Annotated in this window: 11 protein-coding genes and 1 other annotated feature; of the genes, 6 read left to right on the top strand and 5 right to left on the bottom strand. The window is 40.3% G+C overall.

All coding sequences use genetic code 11. The features are described 5' to 3' along the window. The first annotated feature begins 101 nt into the window (after window positions 1-101). Together AB1F57_RS12985 and AB1F57_RS12980 are read left to right on the top strand one after the other, a co-directional pair. Window positions 102-2546 carry an SEC10/PgrA surface exclusion domain-containing protein gene (locus AB1F57_RS12985; RefSeq protein WP_367985855.1) on the top strand — a complete coding sequence of 815 codons (2445 nt, stop codon included), beginning with the start codon at window positions 102-104 and terminating at the stop codon, window positions 2544-2546. A gap of 228 nt (window positions 2547-2774) precedes the next feature. Continuing rightward, window positions 2775-3818 (top strand): hypothetical protein, encoded by a 1044-nt coding sequence (locus AB1F57_RS12980; protein ID WP_367985854.1) that lies wholly within the window; start codon window positions 2775-2777, stop codon window positions 3816-3818. Window positions 3819-4223: 405 nt separating this feature from the next. Here the strand turns inward: AB1F57_RS12980 and AB1F57_RS12975 are convergent, their stop codons facing one another. The 3 genes from AB1F57_RS12975 to AB1F57_RS12965 form a co-directional block, all read right to left on the bottom strand. Beyond that, window positions 4224-6794, bottom strand: a complete 2571-nt coding sequence (locus AB1F57_RS12975) for a YfhO family protein (RefSeq protein ID WP_367985852.1) — start codon at window positions 6792-6794, stop codon at window positions 4224-4226. Between the two features lie 38 nt (window positions 6795-6832). Continuing rightward, window positions 6833-8455, bottom strand: a complete 1623-nt coding sequence (locus AB1F57_RS12970) for an ATP-binding cassette domain-containing protein (protein WP_367985851.1) — start codon at window positions 8453-8455, stop codon at window positions 6833-6835. 65 nt (window positions 8456-8520) lie between these two features. Further along, window positions 8521-9393, bottom strand: coding sequence for a YitT family protein (locus tag AB1F57_RS12965; protein ID WP_170238823.1), 873 nt, complete (start codon window positions 9391-9393; stop codon window positions 8521-8523). Between the two features lie 108 nt (window positions 9394-9501). Continuing rightward, window positions 9502-9712 (top strand) — a binding site (T-box leader). A gap of 75 nt (window positions 9713-9787) precedes the next feature. On the opposite strand from AB1F57_RS12965, the gene trpS reads away from it, so the two are divergent. Together trpS and guaB are read left to right on the top strand one after the other, a co-directional pair. Next, window positions 9788-10813: a tryptophan--tRNA ligase gene (gene trpS / locus AB1F57_RS12960; RefSeq protein WP_105138557.1), complete on the top strand. Its 1026-nt coding sequence runs from the start codon at window positions 9788-9790 to the stop codon at window positions 10811-10813. 220 nt (window positions 10814-11033) lie between these two features. Further along, window positions 11034-12515, top strand: coding sequence for an IMP dehydrogenase (gene guaB / locus AB1F57_RS12955; protein ID WP_105138558.1), 1482 nt, complete (start codon window positions 11034-11036; stop codon window positions 12513-12515). A 43-nt stretch (window positions 12516-12558) separates the two neighbouring features. Here guaB and recF read toward each other — a convergent pair whose 3' ends face one another. Both recF and yaaA read right to left on the bottom strand, forming a co-directional pair. Further along, on the bottom strand, window positions 12559-13653 hold the full coding sequence (gene recF, locus AB1F57_RS12950; protein WP_170238824.1) for a DNA replication/repair protein RecF: 1095 nt from the start codon (window positions 13651-13653) through the stop codon (window positions 12559-12561). A 1-nt stretch (window position 13654) separates the two neighbouring features. Continuing rightward, window positions 13655-14038 carry a S4 domain-containing protein YaaA gene (yaaA, locus tag AB1F57_RS12945; RefSeq protein WP_367985849.1) on the bottom strand — a complete coding sequence of 128 codons (384 nt, stop codon included), beginning with the start codon at window positions 14036-14038 and terminating at the stop codon, window positions 13655-13657. A 74-nt stretch (window positions 14039-14112) separates the two neighbouring features. On the opposite strand from yaaA, the gene AB1F57_RS12940 reads away from it, so the two are divergent. Together AB1F57_RS12940 and AB1F57_RS12935 are read left to right on the top strand one after the other, a co-directional pair. After that, on the top strand, window positions 14113-15366 hold the full coding sequence (locus AB1F57_RS12940; protein ID WP_105138561.1) for a pitrilysin family protein: 1254 nt from the start codon (window positions 14113-14115) through the stop codon (window positions 15364-15366). After that, window positions 15363-16643 (top strand): pitrilysin family protein, encoded by a 1281-nt coding sequence (locus AB1F57_RS12935; protein ID WP_167786129.1) that lies wholly within the window; start codon window positions 15363-15365, stop codon window positions 16641-16643. Before AB1F57_RS12940 ends, AB1F57_RS12935 begins: the two co-directional genes overlap by 4 nt. The last annotated feature ends 8 nt before the right edge of the window (window positions 16644-16651 follow it).

The following is a 16651-nucleotide window of genomic DNA, read 5'->3' as shown; positions in this document are numbered from 1 at the left end:
CAAAAGGTTGATAACAACTTTACAAGGTTGTTTTTGTGTGATAGAATTAGAATTAAGAAACCTTTTAAGGTTGGTTCTGTAAAATAATAATGGAGAATTTTATGGTAAAGAGCAAAATCAAATCCCTTGCAGCAACCACTGCAATCACAATCGCAGCCGTTGGTACACCAGCATTCGCTGAGGAAGTAACACCAACAGTTGAAACAAATACTGACACTATTGTAGAAACAACTGAAACTACAGCTGTCGAAGCACCTAAAACATCAGCTGATGTTAAACCAGCTCTTGATGCACAACAAGCTGTTGTTGACGCTACTGCCGCTGAAGCTAGCCAAGCTCAAGCTGATGCAGACGCAGCTAACCAAGCTGTTGCTACTGCTGAAGCTGACGTTGCGACTGCAACTGAAGCCGTGTCTGATGCAGAAGCTAACCTTGCTAACGCAACACCAGAAAACATTGCAGCAAACCAAGCTGATCAAACAGCTAACCTTGCTGACCAAGCTGCAAACGCTACTGAAACAGATGAAGTCAACGCTGAAATTGCTGACCAAACTGGTAAAGTCGCAGACGCTCAAACTACTGTTGATACAGCACAAGCAGAAAAAGACGCAGCTGATGCTGACGTAACCGCTGCTGAAGACAACGTAAAATCAGCACAAGACGCTATTTCTGGTACTGGTCTTGCTGAAGCTCAAGCTAATCTTGATCAAGCTAAAGCTGATGTCACAACTGCTGAAACTAATGTTACAACAGCAACTGATGCAGTCGCAACTGCAAGACAAGCTGACGCTGACCGCCAAGCTGCAATTGATGCAGCAACAACTGATGTTGCAGTAAAAACTGACGCTGTTGATACGTCTAGAGCTATTCTTACAAAAGCTCAAGATGATGTTGTTTCAACAACTGATACCTTAAATCAAGCAACTCATGCAGTAAATGATGCACAAGATGCTTTGGCAAATATTGATACTGTTACAATCGCAGACTTGACTCAATTTAAAGCTGATAAAGCCGAAGGCGACTCAGACTTTATGACTGATTCTGGTGCAGATGTAATCCAAGCATCAACTGTATCAATCGGTAAAGACAGTAAATCAGTAATTGTTGATATTGATAATCTTACAAATGAACAAAAGATTTCAGCTTCACAATTATATGTACAAGGTTTAGCTCAAATCCGTAAAGCTTTAAATGGATTGACATCTACTGCTGTAACACAAGCGGCCATTGATTTAGCACAATCACGTGCTGACCGATACGAAGCTCGTGGAACAAGCCCATTAACCGATGGACATATCGGTGCTGGTGTTGAAAACCTAATTCGTTTAGGTTCAAAATCAAACATCAAAACTGAAGAAGATTTGAAACGTGCAGTGTACAACGCTCTATTGAGCACATCATTTGCCGATGCAGTATCAAACTGGGGACACTTGCAAGCAAACTTAAACTTCGCAAACAACATTGGTATTGCTGTTGCAAATATAAATAATGATTATTGGTTGGTCGTAGCATTCACAAACGACGGTACAGTCATCACCAACCCAGAAAACCCAACTGCATTTCAAGCAGCGCTTGTGCAAGCACAAGCTGACCAAGACCAAGCTCAAGCCGCATCTGACGCAGCTAAAGCTCAATTGACTAAAGCGAGTTCAGATTACGCGACCGCTCTTGAAGCAAAAACCGCAGCAGAAAAAGTTTTGACTGAAGCTACTGCAACTCCACTTCAAACACAAGTCGCAGAAAATAACCTACGTCTTGCAGAAATTGCTTTGACAAACGCTCAAACTCGTCAAGCTGATGCACAGCAAGCTGTTGACAACTTCTCAGCAGACCTTGCAACTAAGAAAGCAGCACTTGATGACGCAAAAGCTAAACTTGCTGACGCACAAGCTGTCCAAGCAAGTAAAGTAACTGCACTTGACACAGCGAAAGCTGAACTCACAAAACAAGAAGCAACTCTTGCAAGCTTGAACGCTGAAAAAGAAGCTCTTCTTGCAGAAAAAGACCGTTTGGTTGAAGAAGCTAAAGCACTTGCTACTGAGTTGAAAGGTTACCTTGAAGCGCCAGCTATCCTTGCTGCTGCTAAAGCTGACTTGTCAGAAAAAGAAGGTGTCCTTGCTGACGCTCTTGCTAAGGCTGAAACAGCTAATAACGCACTTGAAGTTGTAAATGCTAAGCTAGCTGAAGAAAAAGCTAAACTGGCAGAACTTCAAGATGAGTACAACAAGCTCAAAGACCTTGAAGACAAAGCAAAAGACAATGTAATTACTGTTCTTCCTGACGGTACAGTCATTGCTGTACCAAAAGATGCTCCAACTGCTACTGAAAAGCCTGCTGTTGATCCTGCACTCTTTATTGCAAAATCAGATATTGGAGATGTGAATGCAGGTGTAACAGTCACACCAGAAGGCATTACCTACTCACGTGTTGCAAGAGCGAAAGCATTACCACAAACAGGAGAACAAGCAAGCCTACTTGCACTCTTTGGTGTAGCGGTATTGTCTAGCCTTGGTTTAACTGGTGCAAGAAGAAAATATAGAGGGTAGGTAAGGGATGGATATTGTTCATAAACTATTGTCATTTCTCTGGAAATTTACGAAGCTATCTTTTATAGCTATAGGAATTTTGATGGGATACATTTCTAAAGTAACAGGTAAAGTATGGAAAGAGACTGCAAAGCCAAGTCAAATAAGATACAAATGGTGGTGGGAAAAATAAAGCATTTGTTGCTTTATTTTTCCTTATGATAGGAAAAACAGAAAGAATAGTAAGATATGGGAGATAGAGCACAATTATTGAATAATCTCTATACGATACGTCAAGGGCTGACCTTTATCTATGAAAAAGAGATCGCTTTGACGAAGCTTGAAAATGCTAGAAGAAAAGCAGAGCTTATTCAAGAAGAACTAGCGGATTCATTCGCAGATGGAACAAAACCTGTATCGGAAAGACTGTTGAAGTGGTCATTCTATGCAGTGTTGATGGGAGCAATTGGAAATATAGCAAAATTCTTGTTTTTAGGTCTTTGGGGGGCAGGTAATGTTAGAGAACTGTTTTGGTATTTAGTCGCAAGTGCAGTTCTCGTTTTTCTAATCCAAAAAAAGATGCGTCAGCATAAAGGTGCATGGATAGGAATGGGGATTTTTATATCACTTTTCATTGTATTAACAACACCGCTGAATATTATACATGTAGCAGTTAAATCTTTTATGAGTGTTGATATTCTTGCAGCAATTGTATTTGGTATCATATCAGTAGTTGTAGTAGCTGTTTCTTTGATTTTAGGAAATCTTTTCTATCCTAGATGGGTTAGTTTTATTAATCAGCTGATTGATGAAGAAAATCGTAAGCGTATTGAAGACAATGAAATGAGGGTGGAAGAGTACAAGCGTCAAATTGAACGAAATGAAGAGATAGCACGGGAGAAAGAACAGTGTAAACTTGAACAAAAACAAGCTGCGCAAGTACTGTCAGTGTTTGGGCAGGGTTGGTATCCTAAAGATTATTATTTTATGGATGCTGTAGATTTCTTTATTGCATCACTTGAAAACTTCAAAGCCGATAATATCAAAGAATTGGTTAATCTTTATGATGATACACAATATAAAGCGACACAATTAGCCTATCAAGCAGAGATGCTACAACTGCAAAATGAACAATATATCAACAGCCTGAGAATGGTCGAACTCCTTCGATATAATAACTATATGCAAGCTGTACAGATAAGGCAATTAGAAGCTATTCGCATCAATACGGCTGAGGCAGCTTCTTACCTCAAAAATTTAAGAGTTCAAGAGGTTCATAATCATTATTATTGAGTATGAGAATTAAAAAATCTTCTTACTTATTGTAGGAAGATTTTTTGGATTCCTAAAAATTTCGGAAAGACTACGCTATTCCAATAATTTTTAGGAATGTTAATAGATTTTGAAAATTTTTGTTACTCCGAAACGCTTCTTTATCAAAACTTGGTCAGAGTGTATTTTTATAAAAATTCTGTATAATTCAGAAAAAACGTAAATAATTTAGAAAAATTCATTTGGTCAAAATTTGGTCAAATTCCCGCTTTTTATTACTCCATAGATAAGTAACAAACCCTTGATTATCGCCATTTTTGTTATATATTTTAACTTATTTTAACGTATAATTATCTGTTGGCGGAGTAAATAAAGCCTAGGAAACCTTGAGAAATCAAGGTTTTTTTGCACTAAAAAAACCGAAGTTTAACCTCGGTTCTTATGTCTATTGAACAAATAATTATAGAAAATAAAGAAACAGATAGCTGTCGTGGAAATTCCTAATCCCAAGTAAAATCCATGTGGAATAAATGTCAAGACGGCCTGTCGTTGACCAGGCTCTACGTCCAGTTTCATAAAACCATTTTGTGCTTTTAATATTGGTACCTTTTTACCATCGATGCTTGCAGTCCATCCCTTATCATAAGGAAGGGTTAGGAGCAGACTAGCAGGATTTTGACTTGAAAATTCTACTTCTACCTTGTTCGACTTTACAGTGGATACAACTTGCTTACTGGCTAGTATTTCCATAGCCTTAGAATATTGGCCAAGGTCTAACCGGAAAAATTGCGGTTTATCAAAGCTAACTTGTTCGTTTTCTGGAAAATGAATAGAGAAGGAAAGTTCAGTATCCTCTAAGAAATAACCAATATTGAAGAAGGAAAAGCTGTTGTCAAGTGTGAACTCATTTGACAGGTTATTGACAGTTACGACAACTTTTTTGACAGAGTCGTTTGAGAAGCTAATATTTGGTAAATTGAGATAGACCTGGCTATTGGCTGGAACATTTAGTTTATAAGTAATAGTTGCATCGGTCTGATTGACAGGTTTATTTACAGTTATGCGGCCTCCAAGGTCAACACCATTGAATGATTGAACGTCCTTAATCTGATAAAAATACTTGTAAGCCAGTCCTGTCAGTTCATTTAGAAAGGCAGATTGATTATCCAAGGACATATTTGTAAACTTGACATCTTTGTAAACAGAATTGGTCAAAAGTGCTAATCCCTGACTGTAGTTATTCTTATAGAGACTGATACTATCGGTACTCTTCTGAAAATCAAATCCATATTTATTGGGATTTGTGCTTGCCAGATTGTAGGTTATGCCAAAGAGGCTATCCGCAATCAAGGTGTTGTTCTGGTAACGCAGATTTAGATTGGTACCGTCTGAACGGAAACCCAGTTTATCTAAAGTAGAGCTAGAAGCGCGATTGCGAATGGATGAAAATTGAGAAATACCATTATAATTGAACTTCATGCTATCATTACCGGTTTGAGGTAACAAGCGTTCCATTCGATAGAAGTATTCATTGTCACTCTTGGTCTCTTTTACAAGATTGTCAATATCTGTCAACTTTTCTTCGTAATTCGACCGGCTAGGGAAATGCCACTCATCTGAAATTCCCTGAACCTGGTAATGAGTGTGGAGACCAAGTTCTAATAAGGTAAACAGTAAGAAAGAAAGTGGTATCCACTTGATATCAAACTTGAAATAATGAAGGCTGACAAATAGAACAAGATAGGCAAAGAGAAATTCAAAACTTAGTAAAAAGTTTACAGTGTCCAAGAAATCATAGTAATTTTTATAAATATATGTGAGGATAAAACCGGTTGACAGAATTGTAAAGGGAAGGCAAATTTGCCATATTTTAATGCTGGTCAAATAGGTACTTGTTTCTGCTGCTAGATAAATAATGACAATAGATAGTATCCAGGCGTAGCGGTAGAGGAACATATTTGGCGCGTGCATTCCCTGCCAGAATAGATTGAGTGGTTGTAGATAAAAACTTGCAATGATAAAGGTTACTAGCAGTCCATTTGCTAATTTTGTCTGCCATTTTATTTCTTTGACAGTAAAATAGAGCAAGGCTAAAATAAGCGGAGTTAGTCCAACAAAAATCATCGGAATAGATCCAAATTTTGTGGTGTCAAAACTTCCAACTAGACTCTTAGCAAAAAAGTCTAGATACCAGGAGTCCTCAGTTTTTAAGTTGACAATCTTTGTAAATGTCTCTCCGTGAGTCTTTAGGTCTAGATAGGTTGGCAGTAACATGACCATAGCAGTCAATGTTGACAGAATTGACACCACTGTAAAGTCTATAAATCGAATAATTTTTTTATCGAATTTGGTTAGCTGAGCAAGTGTCCAAATCAATAAAAAGATGGCAGTCATGTAACCAAAGTAGTAGTTTTGAATGAAAAGACAGGCTAGACTGATATAGTAGATAATCCGACCTTTACCATTCAGCATTCTGTGTAAACTCAGTAAAATAATAGGAACCAGAATAAAAACATCCAGCCAACTGGAAATTTCTAATTGACTAGTTGAGAAACTCATGAGAGCAAGGCTGGTGGAGAGAAGTAAGCTCCATTCAGTTTTGATGTTTTTATAAATGCCTCTCAGGCTAGTATAGGTTGACAATCCTATCAAGCCAAACTTTACAAGAGTTGACAGATAAATATAATCTGGCATGGACTGCAAGTCAAAGAAATATACCAAAGGCGATAGAAAAGAGCCCAGGTAGTAAGACGATAGGGCGTAGAAATTCAAGCCTAATCCACTTGTAAAGGTATAAAAGATTGAACTATTACCGTGTAAAGCATTCCGTAAAGTTTGATGAAAGATGACATATTGATGGAACCCATCGCTGGCCAAAATGGTTGTATCACTTCCCCACCAAATACCTTGGGTTGACAAGATAATGACCATTATTGTAAATGGAAGAAAAAAGGCTAACAGATAAAAAATGGATTTATGTTTAAAAATTGATTTCATAAATTTATAAGAAAAGGCGATAAAATCGCCTTTTTTGATTATGCTTTCCAGAGCTCTTGAACTTTTGCCTGTACTTCAGCATTTTCAAGGAACTCATCATAGGTCTCATCGATACGGTCAATGACCCCGTTTTTCGAGATGACAACGATGTGGTTGGCAATGGTTTGGATGAACTCATGGTCGTGACTGGCAAAGATAACGGACTCTTTGAAGTCTTTCACGCCATCGTTAAGGCTAGAGATGGATTCCAAGTCCAAGTGGTTGGTTGGGTCATCCAGCAAGAGGACGTTTGACTTGAGCAGCATGAGCTTAGATAACATGACACGGATTTTTTCTCCCCCTGACAAGACGCTGACAGACTTCTTGACTTCGTCGCCTGAGAAAAGCATACGACCAAGGAATCCACGCAAGAATGTATCGTCGTCTTCACCTTTTTCAGCGAACTGACGGAGCCATTCCAGGATGGATTCGCCAGTTGCGAAGTCTTTTGTATTGTCTTTTGGCAGGTAAGATTGTGAAGTCGTTATACCCCATTTGATGGTTCCTTCATAGTCGATGTCGCCAGCCAGGGCACGCATAAGGGCAGTTGTCTGGATGTCGTTTTGACCGATGATAGCGGCCTTATCACCTGGACGGAGGATAAAGCTGATATTGTCCAAAATCGTCTCTCCATCGATAACAACCTTGAGATTTTCAACTGTCAGCAGGTCGTTACCAATCTCACGCTCGGCCTTGAAGTTGATAAATGGGTACTTACGGCTGGATGGAATGATTTCTTCCAACTCGATTTTATCCAGCATTTTTTTACGAGAGGTTGCCTGTTTGGATTTTGAAGCGTTGGCAGAGAAACGGGCAACGAATTCTTGCAATTCCTTGATTTTTTCTTCCGCCTTAGCATTGCGGTCAGCCTGTAAACGAGCTGCCAATTCAGATGATTGTTTCCAGAAGTCGTAGTTACCGACAAAAATTTTGATTTTACCGAAATCTAAGTCCGCCATGTGGGTACATACTTTGTTGAGGAAGTGGCGATCGTGGGATACGACGATGACGGTATTTTCAAAATCAATCAAGAAATCTTCTAACCAGTTGATAGACTGGATGTCCAAACCGTTGGTCGGCTCGTCCAGCAGAAGGACGTCTGGCTTACCAAAGAGGGCCTTGGCCAAAAGCACCTTAACCTTTTCACCGTTGGTTAATTCGCTCATGTTTTGGTAGTGGCGGTCTTCAGCAATGTTCAGGTTTTGGAGCAATTGTGAAGCCTCAGCTTCAGCTTCCCAGCCACCAAGCTCGGCAAATTCGCCCTCCAACTCGGCAGCACGGACACCGTCTTCATCAGAAAAATCTTCCTTCATGTAGATGGCATCTTTTTCTTTCATGATACTGTATAGCTGCTCATTTCCCATGATAACCACGTCAATCACGCGCTCATCTTCGTAGTCAAAATGGTTCTGACGGAGGACGGACAAGCGCTCGTCTGGACCGAGTGAAATGTGGCCAGTTGTTGGCTCGATATCTCCTGCTAAAATCTTCAGGAAAGTTGATTTACCGGCACCGTTGGCACCAATTAAACCGTAGGTATTTCCAGCTGTAAACTTGATGTTGACATCGTCGAATAATTTGCGGTCGCTAAAGCGGAGCGACACGTCTGATACTGTAAGCATAGTTTCTCCTATTTTCTGTCTATTAGATTTATTGTACTAGAAAGCAGTCTAAACTTCAATTATAATCATCCTGGGATCAAAATATCTTCGTCATAGGATTTATGATCTTTTTGTAAGCTGAAGCCGCGACCACGAACTTGGCTAGCTGGTAAGATAATAATAAAGGCTGTTTCGTCAATTTGGAGTATATGATTTTCCAATTTTTGTACTTCTGGGATAGAAACAGTTGTCATTAACATGCGTTTTTCAGACCCAGTATAGCCACCAATTACGGGCAATTCTGTTACTCCACGGTCCACTTCGGTCGTGATATAGGATTTGATTTCCTTGTATTTTTGGGAAATAATCAAAAGGTTTCGAGAAGAGTTTGTACCCGTCATCATACGGTTAATCACATAGCTGATGGTCATCAAGGCAAGGATGGAGTACATGACAGTATCAGGATCGAAAGCGATAAAGCCAAGGCCAACGATAATACCATCAATAATAACCATGGTTTGACTGAGTGATAGGGGAGAATACTTATGGATAAATTGGATGAGGATGCCTGTTCCTCCCGTTGATGAATTACCGAGAAAGACAAGTCCGAGACCAAAACCTAAAACAATACCGCCAAAAATTGCAGCAAGTAAAGGATTATCGGTCAAATTTGGCAAACCAGCTGTCAATTTCATGCAGAATGGGTAGAGGATGGCACCGTAAACAGTTTTTACAAAGACAGATTTCCCAAGGAAATAGAAACAAATTACCAGGAGAGGAATATTGCAGAATAGTACAAAGGTAGCTGGGTCCCAACCGAATAATGTGTTTAGGGCAATGGCCAGGCCACCAATTCCTCCAGATACAATATTACTTTCCAGAAAAAAACTATTGAAGCCAATAGCCATAATGATGCTACCCGCCGTCACAAATGAAATATCTTTTAACTTGTCTTTCATGATTTCTCCTTTAATACTATATTCTAATATACACGCACGTTCTATTATGCAGAATTTTAAGCCAATCGTCAAGGCTTTCTCAGCTTGACTTTCTCTTAGTTAGCAGTTATAATGATAATCAATCAGAAGAGTAGTAAAGGAACGGTTTTTAGAGAGCTTGTGGTCGGTGTAAACAAGTGATTCTTCTTTATGAATGGGCTGATGGTAAATAGAAATCTGAACAAATAAGGATTTGGCTAGCAGGCCTTATGTGCAAAGAGAAATGAATGGCTTTACTGTTCATAAGCTAAGGTGGTACCGTGTCCTTGACGCCCTTGCACAGACTTGTGCTGGGCTTTTATTTTTTGTTGACAATAAGTTTACAGTGTTGTAAATAAGTGTAAAAGGAGAAGTTATGACAAAACCAATTATTTTAACAGGCGATCGACCGACCGGAAAATTACATATTGGTCATTATGTAGGTTCCTTGAAAAATCGTGTGCTCTTACAGAATGCAGGCAATCATGAATTATTTGTATTTTTGGCAGACCAGCAGGCTTTGACAGACCATGCTAAAGAACCGCAGAAGATTATTGAGTCGGTTGGTAACGTAGCCTTGGACTACTTAGCGGCAGGTCTCGATCCAGCTAAGACAACCATTTTCATCCAAAGTCAAATTCCAGAATTGGCTGAATTGACTATGTACTATATGAACCTGGTGTCAGTTGCTCGTCTGGAACGCAATCCGACTGTCAAGACAGAAATTGCCCAGAAGGGCTTTGGTGAAGGCATTCCAGCAGGTTTCTTGGTCTATCCGGTTTCTCAGGCTGCAGATATTACAGCTTTCAAGGCAAACTTTGTACCAGTTGGAACCGATCAAAAGCCCATGATTGAGCAGACCCGTGAGCTGGTTCGTAGTTTTAATCACGCTTATCAGACGGATGTTTTGGTGGAACCAGAAGGGATTTACCCTGAAAACGAGGCTGCAGGTCGTTTGCCGGGGTTGGATGGCAATGCCAAGATGTCTAAATCACTTGGCAATGGGATTTATCTGGCAGATGACATGGACACTTTGAAAAAGAAAGTCATGTCCATGTATACCGACCCGAACCATATCCGTGTCGAGGATCCGGGTCAGATTGAAGGAAATATGGTTTTCCATTATTTGGATGTTTTTGGTCGTGAGGAAGATCAGGCTGAGATTGAGGCCATGAAGGAGCATTACCAGCGCGGTGGTCTGGGAGATGTCAAAACCAAGCGTTATCTCTTAGATATTTTGGAGCGGGAATTAGGTCTAATCCGTGAGCGTCGTCTGGAATTTGCCCAGGATATGGGACAGGTCTATGCCATGTTAGAGGCTGGCAGTCAAAAAGCTCGTCAAGTAGCAGCAACCACTCTGGACCAAGTCAAGGATGCTATGGGAATCAACTATTTTAAATAGGACTAACGAATGAAGAAGTGATGTTGAAAAACGTTGCTTTTTTATTTTTAATTGTGATTTTTTAAAACCAAAACGTTCGTAAATGTTTTATATTTTAGGAAAGAATTTTCTGGATTTTTATGTTTAATGATATTAATACGAATAATGATTGACAAATATTCTTAAAATGTTATCATAGATAAAATAAATTTCAAACAAAAGAGAAAAGAGGAAACCATCCATGTCAAATTGGGAAACTAAATTTTTGAAAAAAGGCTTTACATTTGATGATGTCTTGCTCATTCCGGCTGAGAGCCATGTCTTGCCACACGATATTGACTTAAAGACACAGTTAGCTCCGAATTTGACCCTCAATCTTCCTATCATTTCAGCAGCTATGGATACGGTAACCGACAGCAAAATGGCGATTGCTATGGCGCGTGCAGGTGGCCTGGGTGTCATTCACAAGAATATGTCCATTGCAGAGCAGGCAGAGGAAGTGCGTAAGGTAAAACGTTCTGAAAATGGGGTTATTATTGATCCTTTCTTCTTAACACCAGAGCATACAATTGCAGAGGCTGAAAAATTGATGGCGACTTACCGTATTTCAGGTGTGCCGATTGTTGAAACCCTTGAAAATCGCAAACTGGTGGGTATTATTACCAACCGTGATATGCGTTTTATCACCGATTACTCACAGCCGATTTCTAGCAATATGACCAGCGATGGTTTGGTAACAGCTCCTGTTGGAACGGATTTGGAAACTGCTGAGGCGATTCTCCACCAACACCGTATTGAAAAATTGCCATTGGTGGATGAAAATGGTCGTTTGTCAGGCTTGATTACGATTAAAGATATTGAAAAAGTGATTGAATTTCCAAATGCTGCCAAGGATGAATTTGGTCGTCTCTTGGTAGCTGGTGCGGTCGGTGTCACTTCTGATACTTTTGAACGTGCGGAGGCTCTCTTTGAAGCTGGTGCAGATGCCATTGTTATTGACACAGCTCATGGGCATTCTGCAGGTGTTATCCGTAAGATTGCGGAAATTCGTGCCCACTTCCCAGACCGTACTTTGATTGCAGGTAATATCGCTACAGCTGAGGGAGCTCGTGCCCTTTACGAGGCTGGTGTGGATGTTGTCAAGGTGGGTATTGGACCTGGTTCTATCTGTACCACTCGTGTTATTGCGGGTGTTGGTGTACCACAGGTTACTGCTATTTACGATGCTGCTGGCGTTGCGCGTGAGTATGGTAAGACCATCATTGCGGACGGTGGTATCAAGTATTCAGGTGATATTGTTAAGGCCTTGGCTGCTGGAGGTCATGCGGTTATGTTGGGGTCAATGTTTGCAGGAACAGATGAAGCACCGGGGGAAACAGAAATCTTCCAAGGACGTAAATTCAAGACCTACCGCGGTATGGGCTCTATCGCAGCCATGAAACAAGGTTCTAAGGATCGCTATTTCCAAGCTTCTGTCAATGAGGCAAACAAGCTGGTTCCAGAAGGTATCGAAGGCCGTGTCGCTTATAAAGGTTCTGTTGCAGATATGATTTTCCAAATGGTCGGTGGACTTCGCTCGGGTATGGGCTATGTCGGAGCTGGAAACTTGGCTGAATTACGTGAAAATGCTCAATTTATCGAAATGTCAGGCGCTGGTTTGAAAGAAAGTCACCCACACGACGTTCAAATTACAAACGAAGCACCAAACTATTCCGTACAATAATTGACAAAACTGTAAATAAAAAAGAAAGACTTGTAAACGATATTTACAGGTCTTCTTTTACAGTTCCCTTGGAAATATGGAATATTTTTAGACTTTCTGGGAGTTTATGGAGGTGGTCTAAGGAAGTTGTTGTGATAAAGGTTTGAATTTTATCTGTGATGGTTTCCAGTAATTTGACTTGACGGCTATTGTCCAATTCACTCATTACATCGTCGAGCAGTAAGATCGGATATTCTCGCGTAATTTCTTTCATGAGCTCAATCTCAGCCAGTTTAAGGGAGAGAACGAGGCTACGATGTTGACCTTGGCTACCATAATGGGCATTCATACCATTGATGAAGAAAGCAATATCGTCTCTGTGAGGTCCCACTCCAGTATTTTTTTTGAACAAATCTCGTTTCCGACTTTTTTCTAAATCTGTCAAGAAATCGTCAACTAGGTTGACAGAGTCTGTCAACGAAACAGATGATAGGTAGTCAATCCGAAGTTCTTCTTTTTGACCAGAAATTTCGGCTACTTTTCGGCTACCAAATTCCTCTAATTTTTTGAGGAAATCAATCCGATGCTGGATAACACGACTACCGTAATCAGCTAGTTGATAGTCTAGTACGCTGAGAAAATCCATGTCAACTTTTTCGGTTGATTTTAGATAGGTATTTCGCTGTTTGAGAACGTGATTGTAGTTGGACAAGTCTGATAGGTAGACGGGTTTTATTTGCCCCAACTCAACGTCAATAAATTTTCGGCGGAGGGCAGGTGCTCCTTTGATGAGCTGTAAATCTTCCGGGGCAAAAAGAACAACGTTCAAGTGCCCGATATAGTTAGATAATTTGGCTTGTTTGAGGTGATTAACCTTGGTCACCCGCCCCTTGTCTGTCAAGTTGATGTCAAGTGGAAGTTTACCGCTAGTCCGGTGGAGTAAACCTTGAATGGATAAATCTTTTTCTTCAAATTGAAGTAAATCCTTATCTGAACGAGTTCGGTGACTGCGTGTCAAAGCTAGAAAATAAATAGACTCTAAAATGTTTGTCTTACCCTGTGCATTCTGTCCCAAAAAGACATTGAGCCCTTGATGGAACTCAATATCTAATTGGTCATAATTGCGAAAGTGGCGTAATTGTAATTTTTCTAACCACATCTTAGGTACCTGGGAAACGGACAGGCTTCCTGTCAACCTTCTTTACAGATTTCTTGACAGGAGGAGCTTGTTTCTTCTGCTTTTTGTTTTCTTGGTTGAGTTTTTTTACGATATCAGCAACACGAGCTTTTTCAGCTTGATCTTCTTGGTGCTGGAGAATTTCTTCCTGACTTGGAGCCACAAGGGTGATGTCAATGCCGTGGTCCGGTAGACTGATCTTGTCACCGACACGAATTTTCTTACCCCGTCTTTTTTCATCCTCTCCATTAAACAGGATGGTATTCTCTTCTAGAAAGCCCTTGATAGCCCCGCCGGAATGCACAATTCCAGTTGTTTTGAGCAGAGCTTGTAGGGTAATGTAGTCGTCGAATAATTTAAATTCCATAAGTCACCTCGTTACAGAATATTATAACACAATTTGGTATAATGAAAGGTACAATGTTTTGAAAGAGGCAAAGGATGAAATTACAAGAAGGTGTTGAGCTTCATTTTATTGAATCAGATAAATTCACGACCAATCGAATTCGTGTGCGGTTTGCGGCGGAGATGAGTGAACAGACGGTTGCAGGACGTGTATTGGTGGCGAATTTGCTAGAAATGGGCAATCAAGATTATCCTAGTGCCCAACGTTTGCGGATGCGTTTGGCAGAACTCTACGGAGCTCATTTTTCAACTTCTGTATCAAAGAGAGGACGAGTTCATTTTGTGGATGTGACGATTTCCTACATCAACCCTCACTATTTGCCTGAACAAGAGGATATTACCGGTGAGATTATTGATTTTCTTGAGGCCTGTCTCTTCAAACCTTTGAAGAATGGCAGTGCCTTTAAGGAAGATATCTTTGCAGTTGAGAAAAATAATCTGCTTAGTTTTTTAGAAACTGAGGTGGAGGACAATTTTTATCATGCGGATGTTGAGATGAGTAAACTTTATTATGAGGATGAGGCAGTTCAAATTCCCCGTGTTGGACGGATTGATTTGGTGGAGCAGGTAACGGCGGAGACAGCCTTCAAAACCTATAGTAACATGCTGCGCTTGGATAAGATTGATATTTTCGTTCTCGGTCAGGTAGACCAGGCTTTGGTGCAAGAAAAGTTTTCATCTTTCAGTTTTAAATACCGTAATCCCAAGTTGGAATTAGAATACCAGCAAGCTTATTCTAAGGTTACTAGGGAGAGAGTTGAGCGAAAAGAGGCTCGTCAATCGATTTTAGAACTAGCTTACCATTTACAGGTGGTTTACAATGATGTAAACTATCCAACCTTATTGGTTTTCAATGGTTTACTGGGTGCTTTTTCCCATTCAAAATTATTTATGAATGTGCGGGAAAAAGAAAGTTTGGCCTATACGATTGGCAGTCAGATTTCAATTTTTTCAGGAATGTTGAAGATTTATGCCGGTATCAACAGACAAGATAAACTCAAGGCTATCAAGTTGATTAGACAGCAATTTATGGCTCTTAAGCAGGGGAAGTTTACAGAGGATGACCTAAATTTGACAAAAAATATGCTGGTTCATTCTGCAACTCTGGCCCAGGATAGGCAAAATAATCTACTGGAACAAGTTTACAATCAGGTCACCATGGGTCAAAGGAATGTGACATTGGAAGAGTGGATTGAGGCTGTAAACAAGGTATCTAGAGAGGACATTTTACGAGTTGGTCAGCTGGTGCGTTTACAGGCTGTTTACTTCATGGAGGGCATTAAAGAATGAGAATTAGAAGAAAAAAGTACCCCTACATGAAGGAAGTACTCTACTATGCGACAGTTGACAATGGGTTGACAGTTACCTTTCTTCCCAAAACAGATTTTAAGGAAACCTATGGTATCTTGACCACAGAATTTGGTGCCCTTCATACTAATTTTAAAAAGAAGGGACAGGAATTTTCCTATCCTGAAGGGATTGCTCATTTTCTGGAGCATAAATTATTTGAGACTGCTGATGAAGATGATGTGATGAATTTGTTTGCGGATTTGGGGGCTAGTGCCAATGCCTATACTAGCTTTAGACAGACTAGCTACCTCTTTTCAACAACGGAAAATGTTTTGGAATGCCTGGCCTTGCTCCAGCAGTTTGTCCGCGAGCCACATTTTACGGCTGAAAATGTGTCCAAGGAGCAGGGGATTATTTGTCAAGAGATTGAGATGTATCAGGATGATGCGGACTACCGTCTCTATACAGGTATATTGTCGTCCCTTTATCCAGAAACAGCCCTGGCTAACGATATTGCTGGCACGATTGAATCTATCAAGGCTATCACTGCTGAGGATTTATATGAAAATTTTGAGGCTTTTTATCATCCTTCAAAGATGAGCCTGTTTGTCATTGGGAATTTTGATGTTAAGAAGGTCTGGAAACAGGTAAAAACTTTCCAGCTTGCCCAGAATGATACAGAGATTGAGCCGATTGAGCATTTGCCGGTTAAAAAGTTGGATATTTTGAAAAATCGGACTGAGTATTTTGAAGTGGCCAGCCCTAAATTGGCATTAGGTCTGCGAGGTAACGATTCCATTTCTCTCGCTAACTTACCATCCTATCGAATCAGCCTGCAACTTTTGTTTGCCATGCTTTTTGGTTGGACATCACAGCGTTACCAGACCTTGTATGATCAAGGGAAAATTGATTCGTCCTTCCATTTTCAGGTTGAGGTAACACCAGACTATCATCATGTCATTTTTTCAGCGGATACCAAGGAACCAATCAGTTTATCAGCCAGCTTGCGCAAGGCTGTCAGCCGTTTCGCCAAGGATCCGGATGTTTCGGAGGAACACTTGGCCCTGCTGAAGAAGGAAATGTACGGGGATTTTATTCGTAGTCTCAATTCTTTGGAATTTACGGCCAGCCATTTTGTAGCCAATAGTTTGGAGGGGACAAGTATTTTCGACCTTCCTCAGTTGATAGAATCTATCGGTCTGCAGGATGTCTTGGAAGTGGGTCAAGCCTTTATTGAGAACTGTGATATGACAGATTATATGATTTTTCCGAAATAATTAGCAAC

It is taken from the genome of Streptococcus nasisuis (genome assembly GCF_040836615.1).
Lineage (GTDB): Bacteria > Bacillota > Bacilli > Lactobacillales > Streptococcaceae > Streptococcus > Streptococcus suis_V.
Note: the sequence above shows the minus strand (reverse complement) of the source record. Positions and strands in the feature narration are given on the sequence as shown.

What these genes read in the sequence shown, in the direction of transcription:
- AB1F57_RS12985 (WP_367985855.1), top strand. Translation starts at nt 102, where the DNA reads ATGGTAAAGAGCAAAATCAAATCCCTTGCAGCAACCACTGCAATCACA.
- AB1F57_RS12980 (WP_367985854.1), top strand. Translation starts at nt 2,775, where the DNA reads ATGGGAGATAGAGCACAATTATTGAATAATCTCTATACGATACGTCAA.
- AB1F57_RS12975 (WP_367985852.1), bottom strand. Translation starts at nt 6,794, where the DNA reads ATGAAATCAATTTTTAAACATAAATCCATTTTTTATCTGTTAGCCTTT.
- AB1F57_RS12970 (WP_367985851.1), bottom strand. Translation starts at nt 8,455, where the DNA reads ATGCTTACAGTATCAGACGTGTCGCTCCGCTTTAGCGACCGCAAATTA.
- AB1F57_RS12965 (WP_170238823.1), bottom strand. Translation starts at nt 9,393, where the DNA reads ATGAAAGACAAGTTAAAAGATATTTCATTTGTGACGGCGGGTAGCATC.
- trpS (WP_105138557.1), top strand. Translation starts at nt 9,788, where the DNA reads ATGACAAAACCAATTATTTTAACAGGCGATCGACCGACCGGAAAATTA.
- guaB (WP_105138558.1), top strand. Translation starts at nt 11,034, where the DNA reads ATGTCAAATTGGGAAACTAAATTTTTGAAAAAAGGCTTTACATTTGAT.
- recF (WP_170238824.1), bottom strand. Translation starts at nt 13,653, where the DNA reads ATGTGGTTAGAAAAATTACAATTACGCCACTTTCGCAATTATGACCAA.
- yaaA (WP_367985849.1), bottom strand. Translation starts at nt 14,038, where the DNA reads ATGGAATTTAAATTATTCGACGACTACATTACCCTACAAGCTCTGCTC.
- AB1F57_RS12940 (WP_105138561.1), top strand. Translation starts at nt 14,113, where the DNA reads ATGAAATTACAAGAAGGTGTTGAGCTTCATTTTATTGAATCAGATAAA.
- AB1F57_RS12935 (WP_167786129.1), top strand. Translation starts at nt 15,363, where the DNA reads ATGAGAATTAGAAGAAAAAAGTACCCCTACATGAAGGAAGTACTCTAC.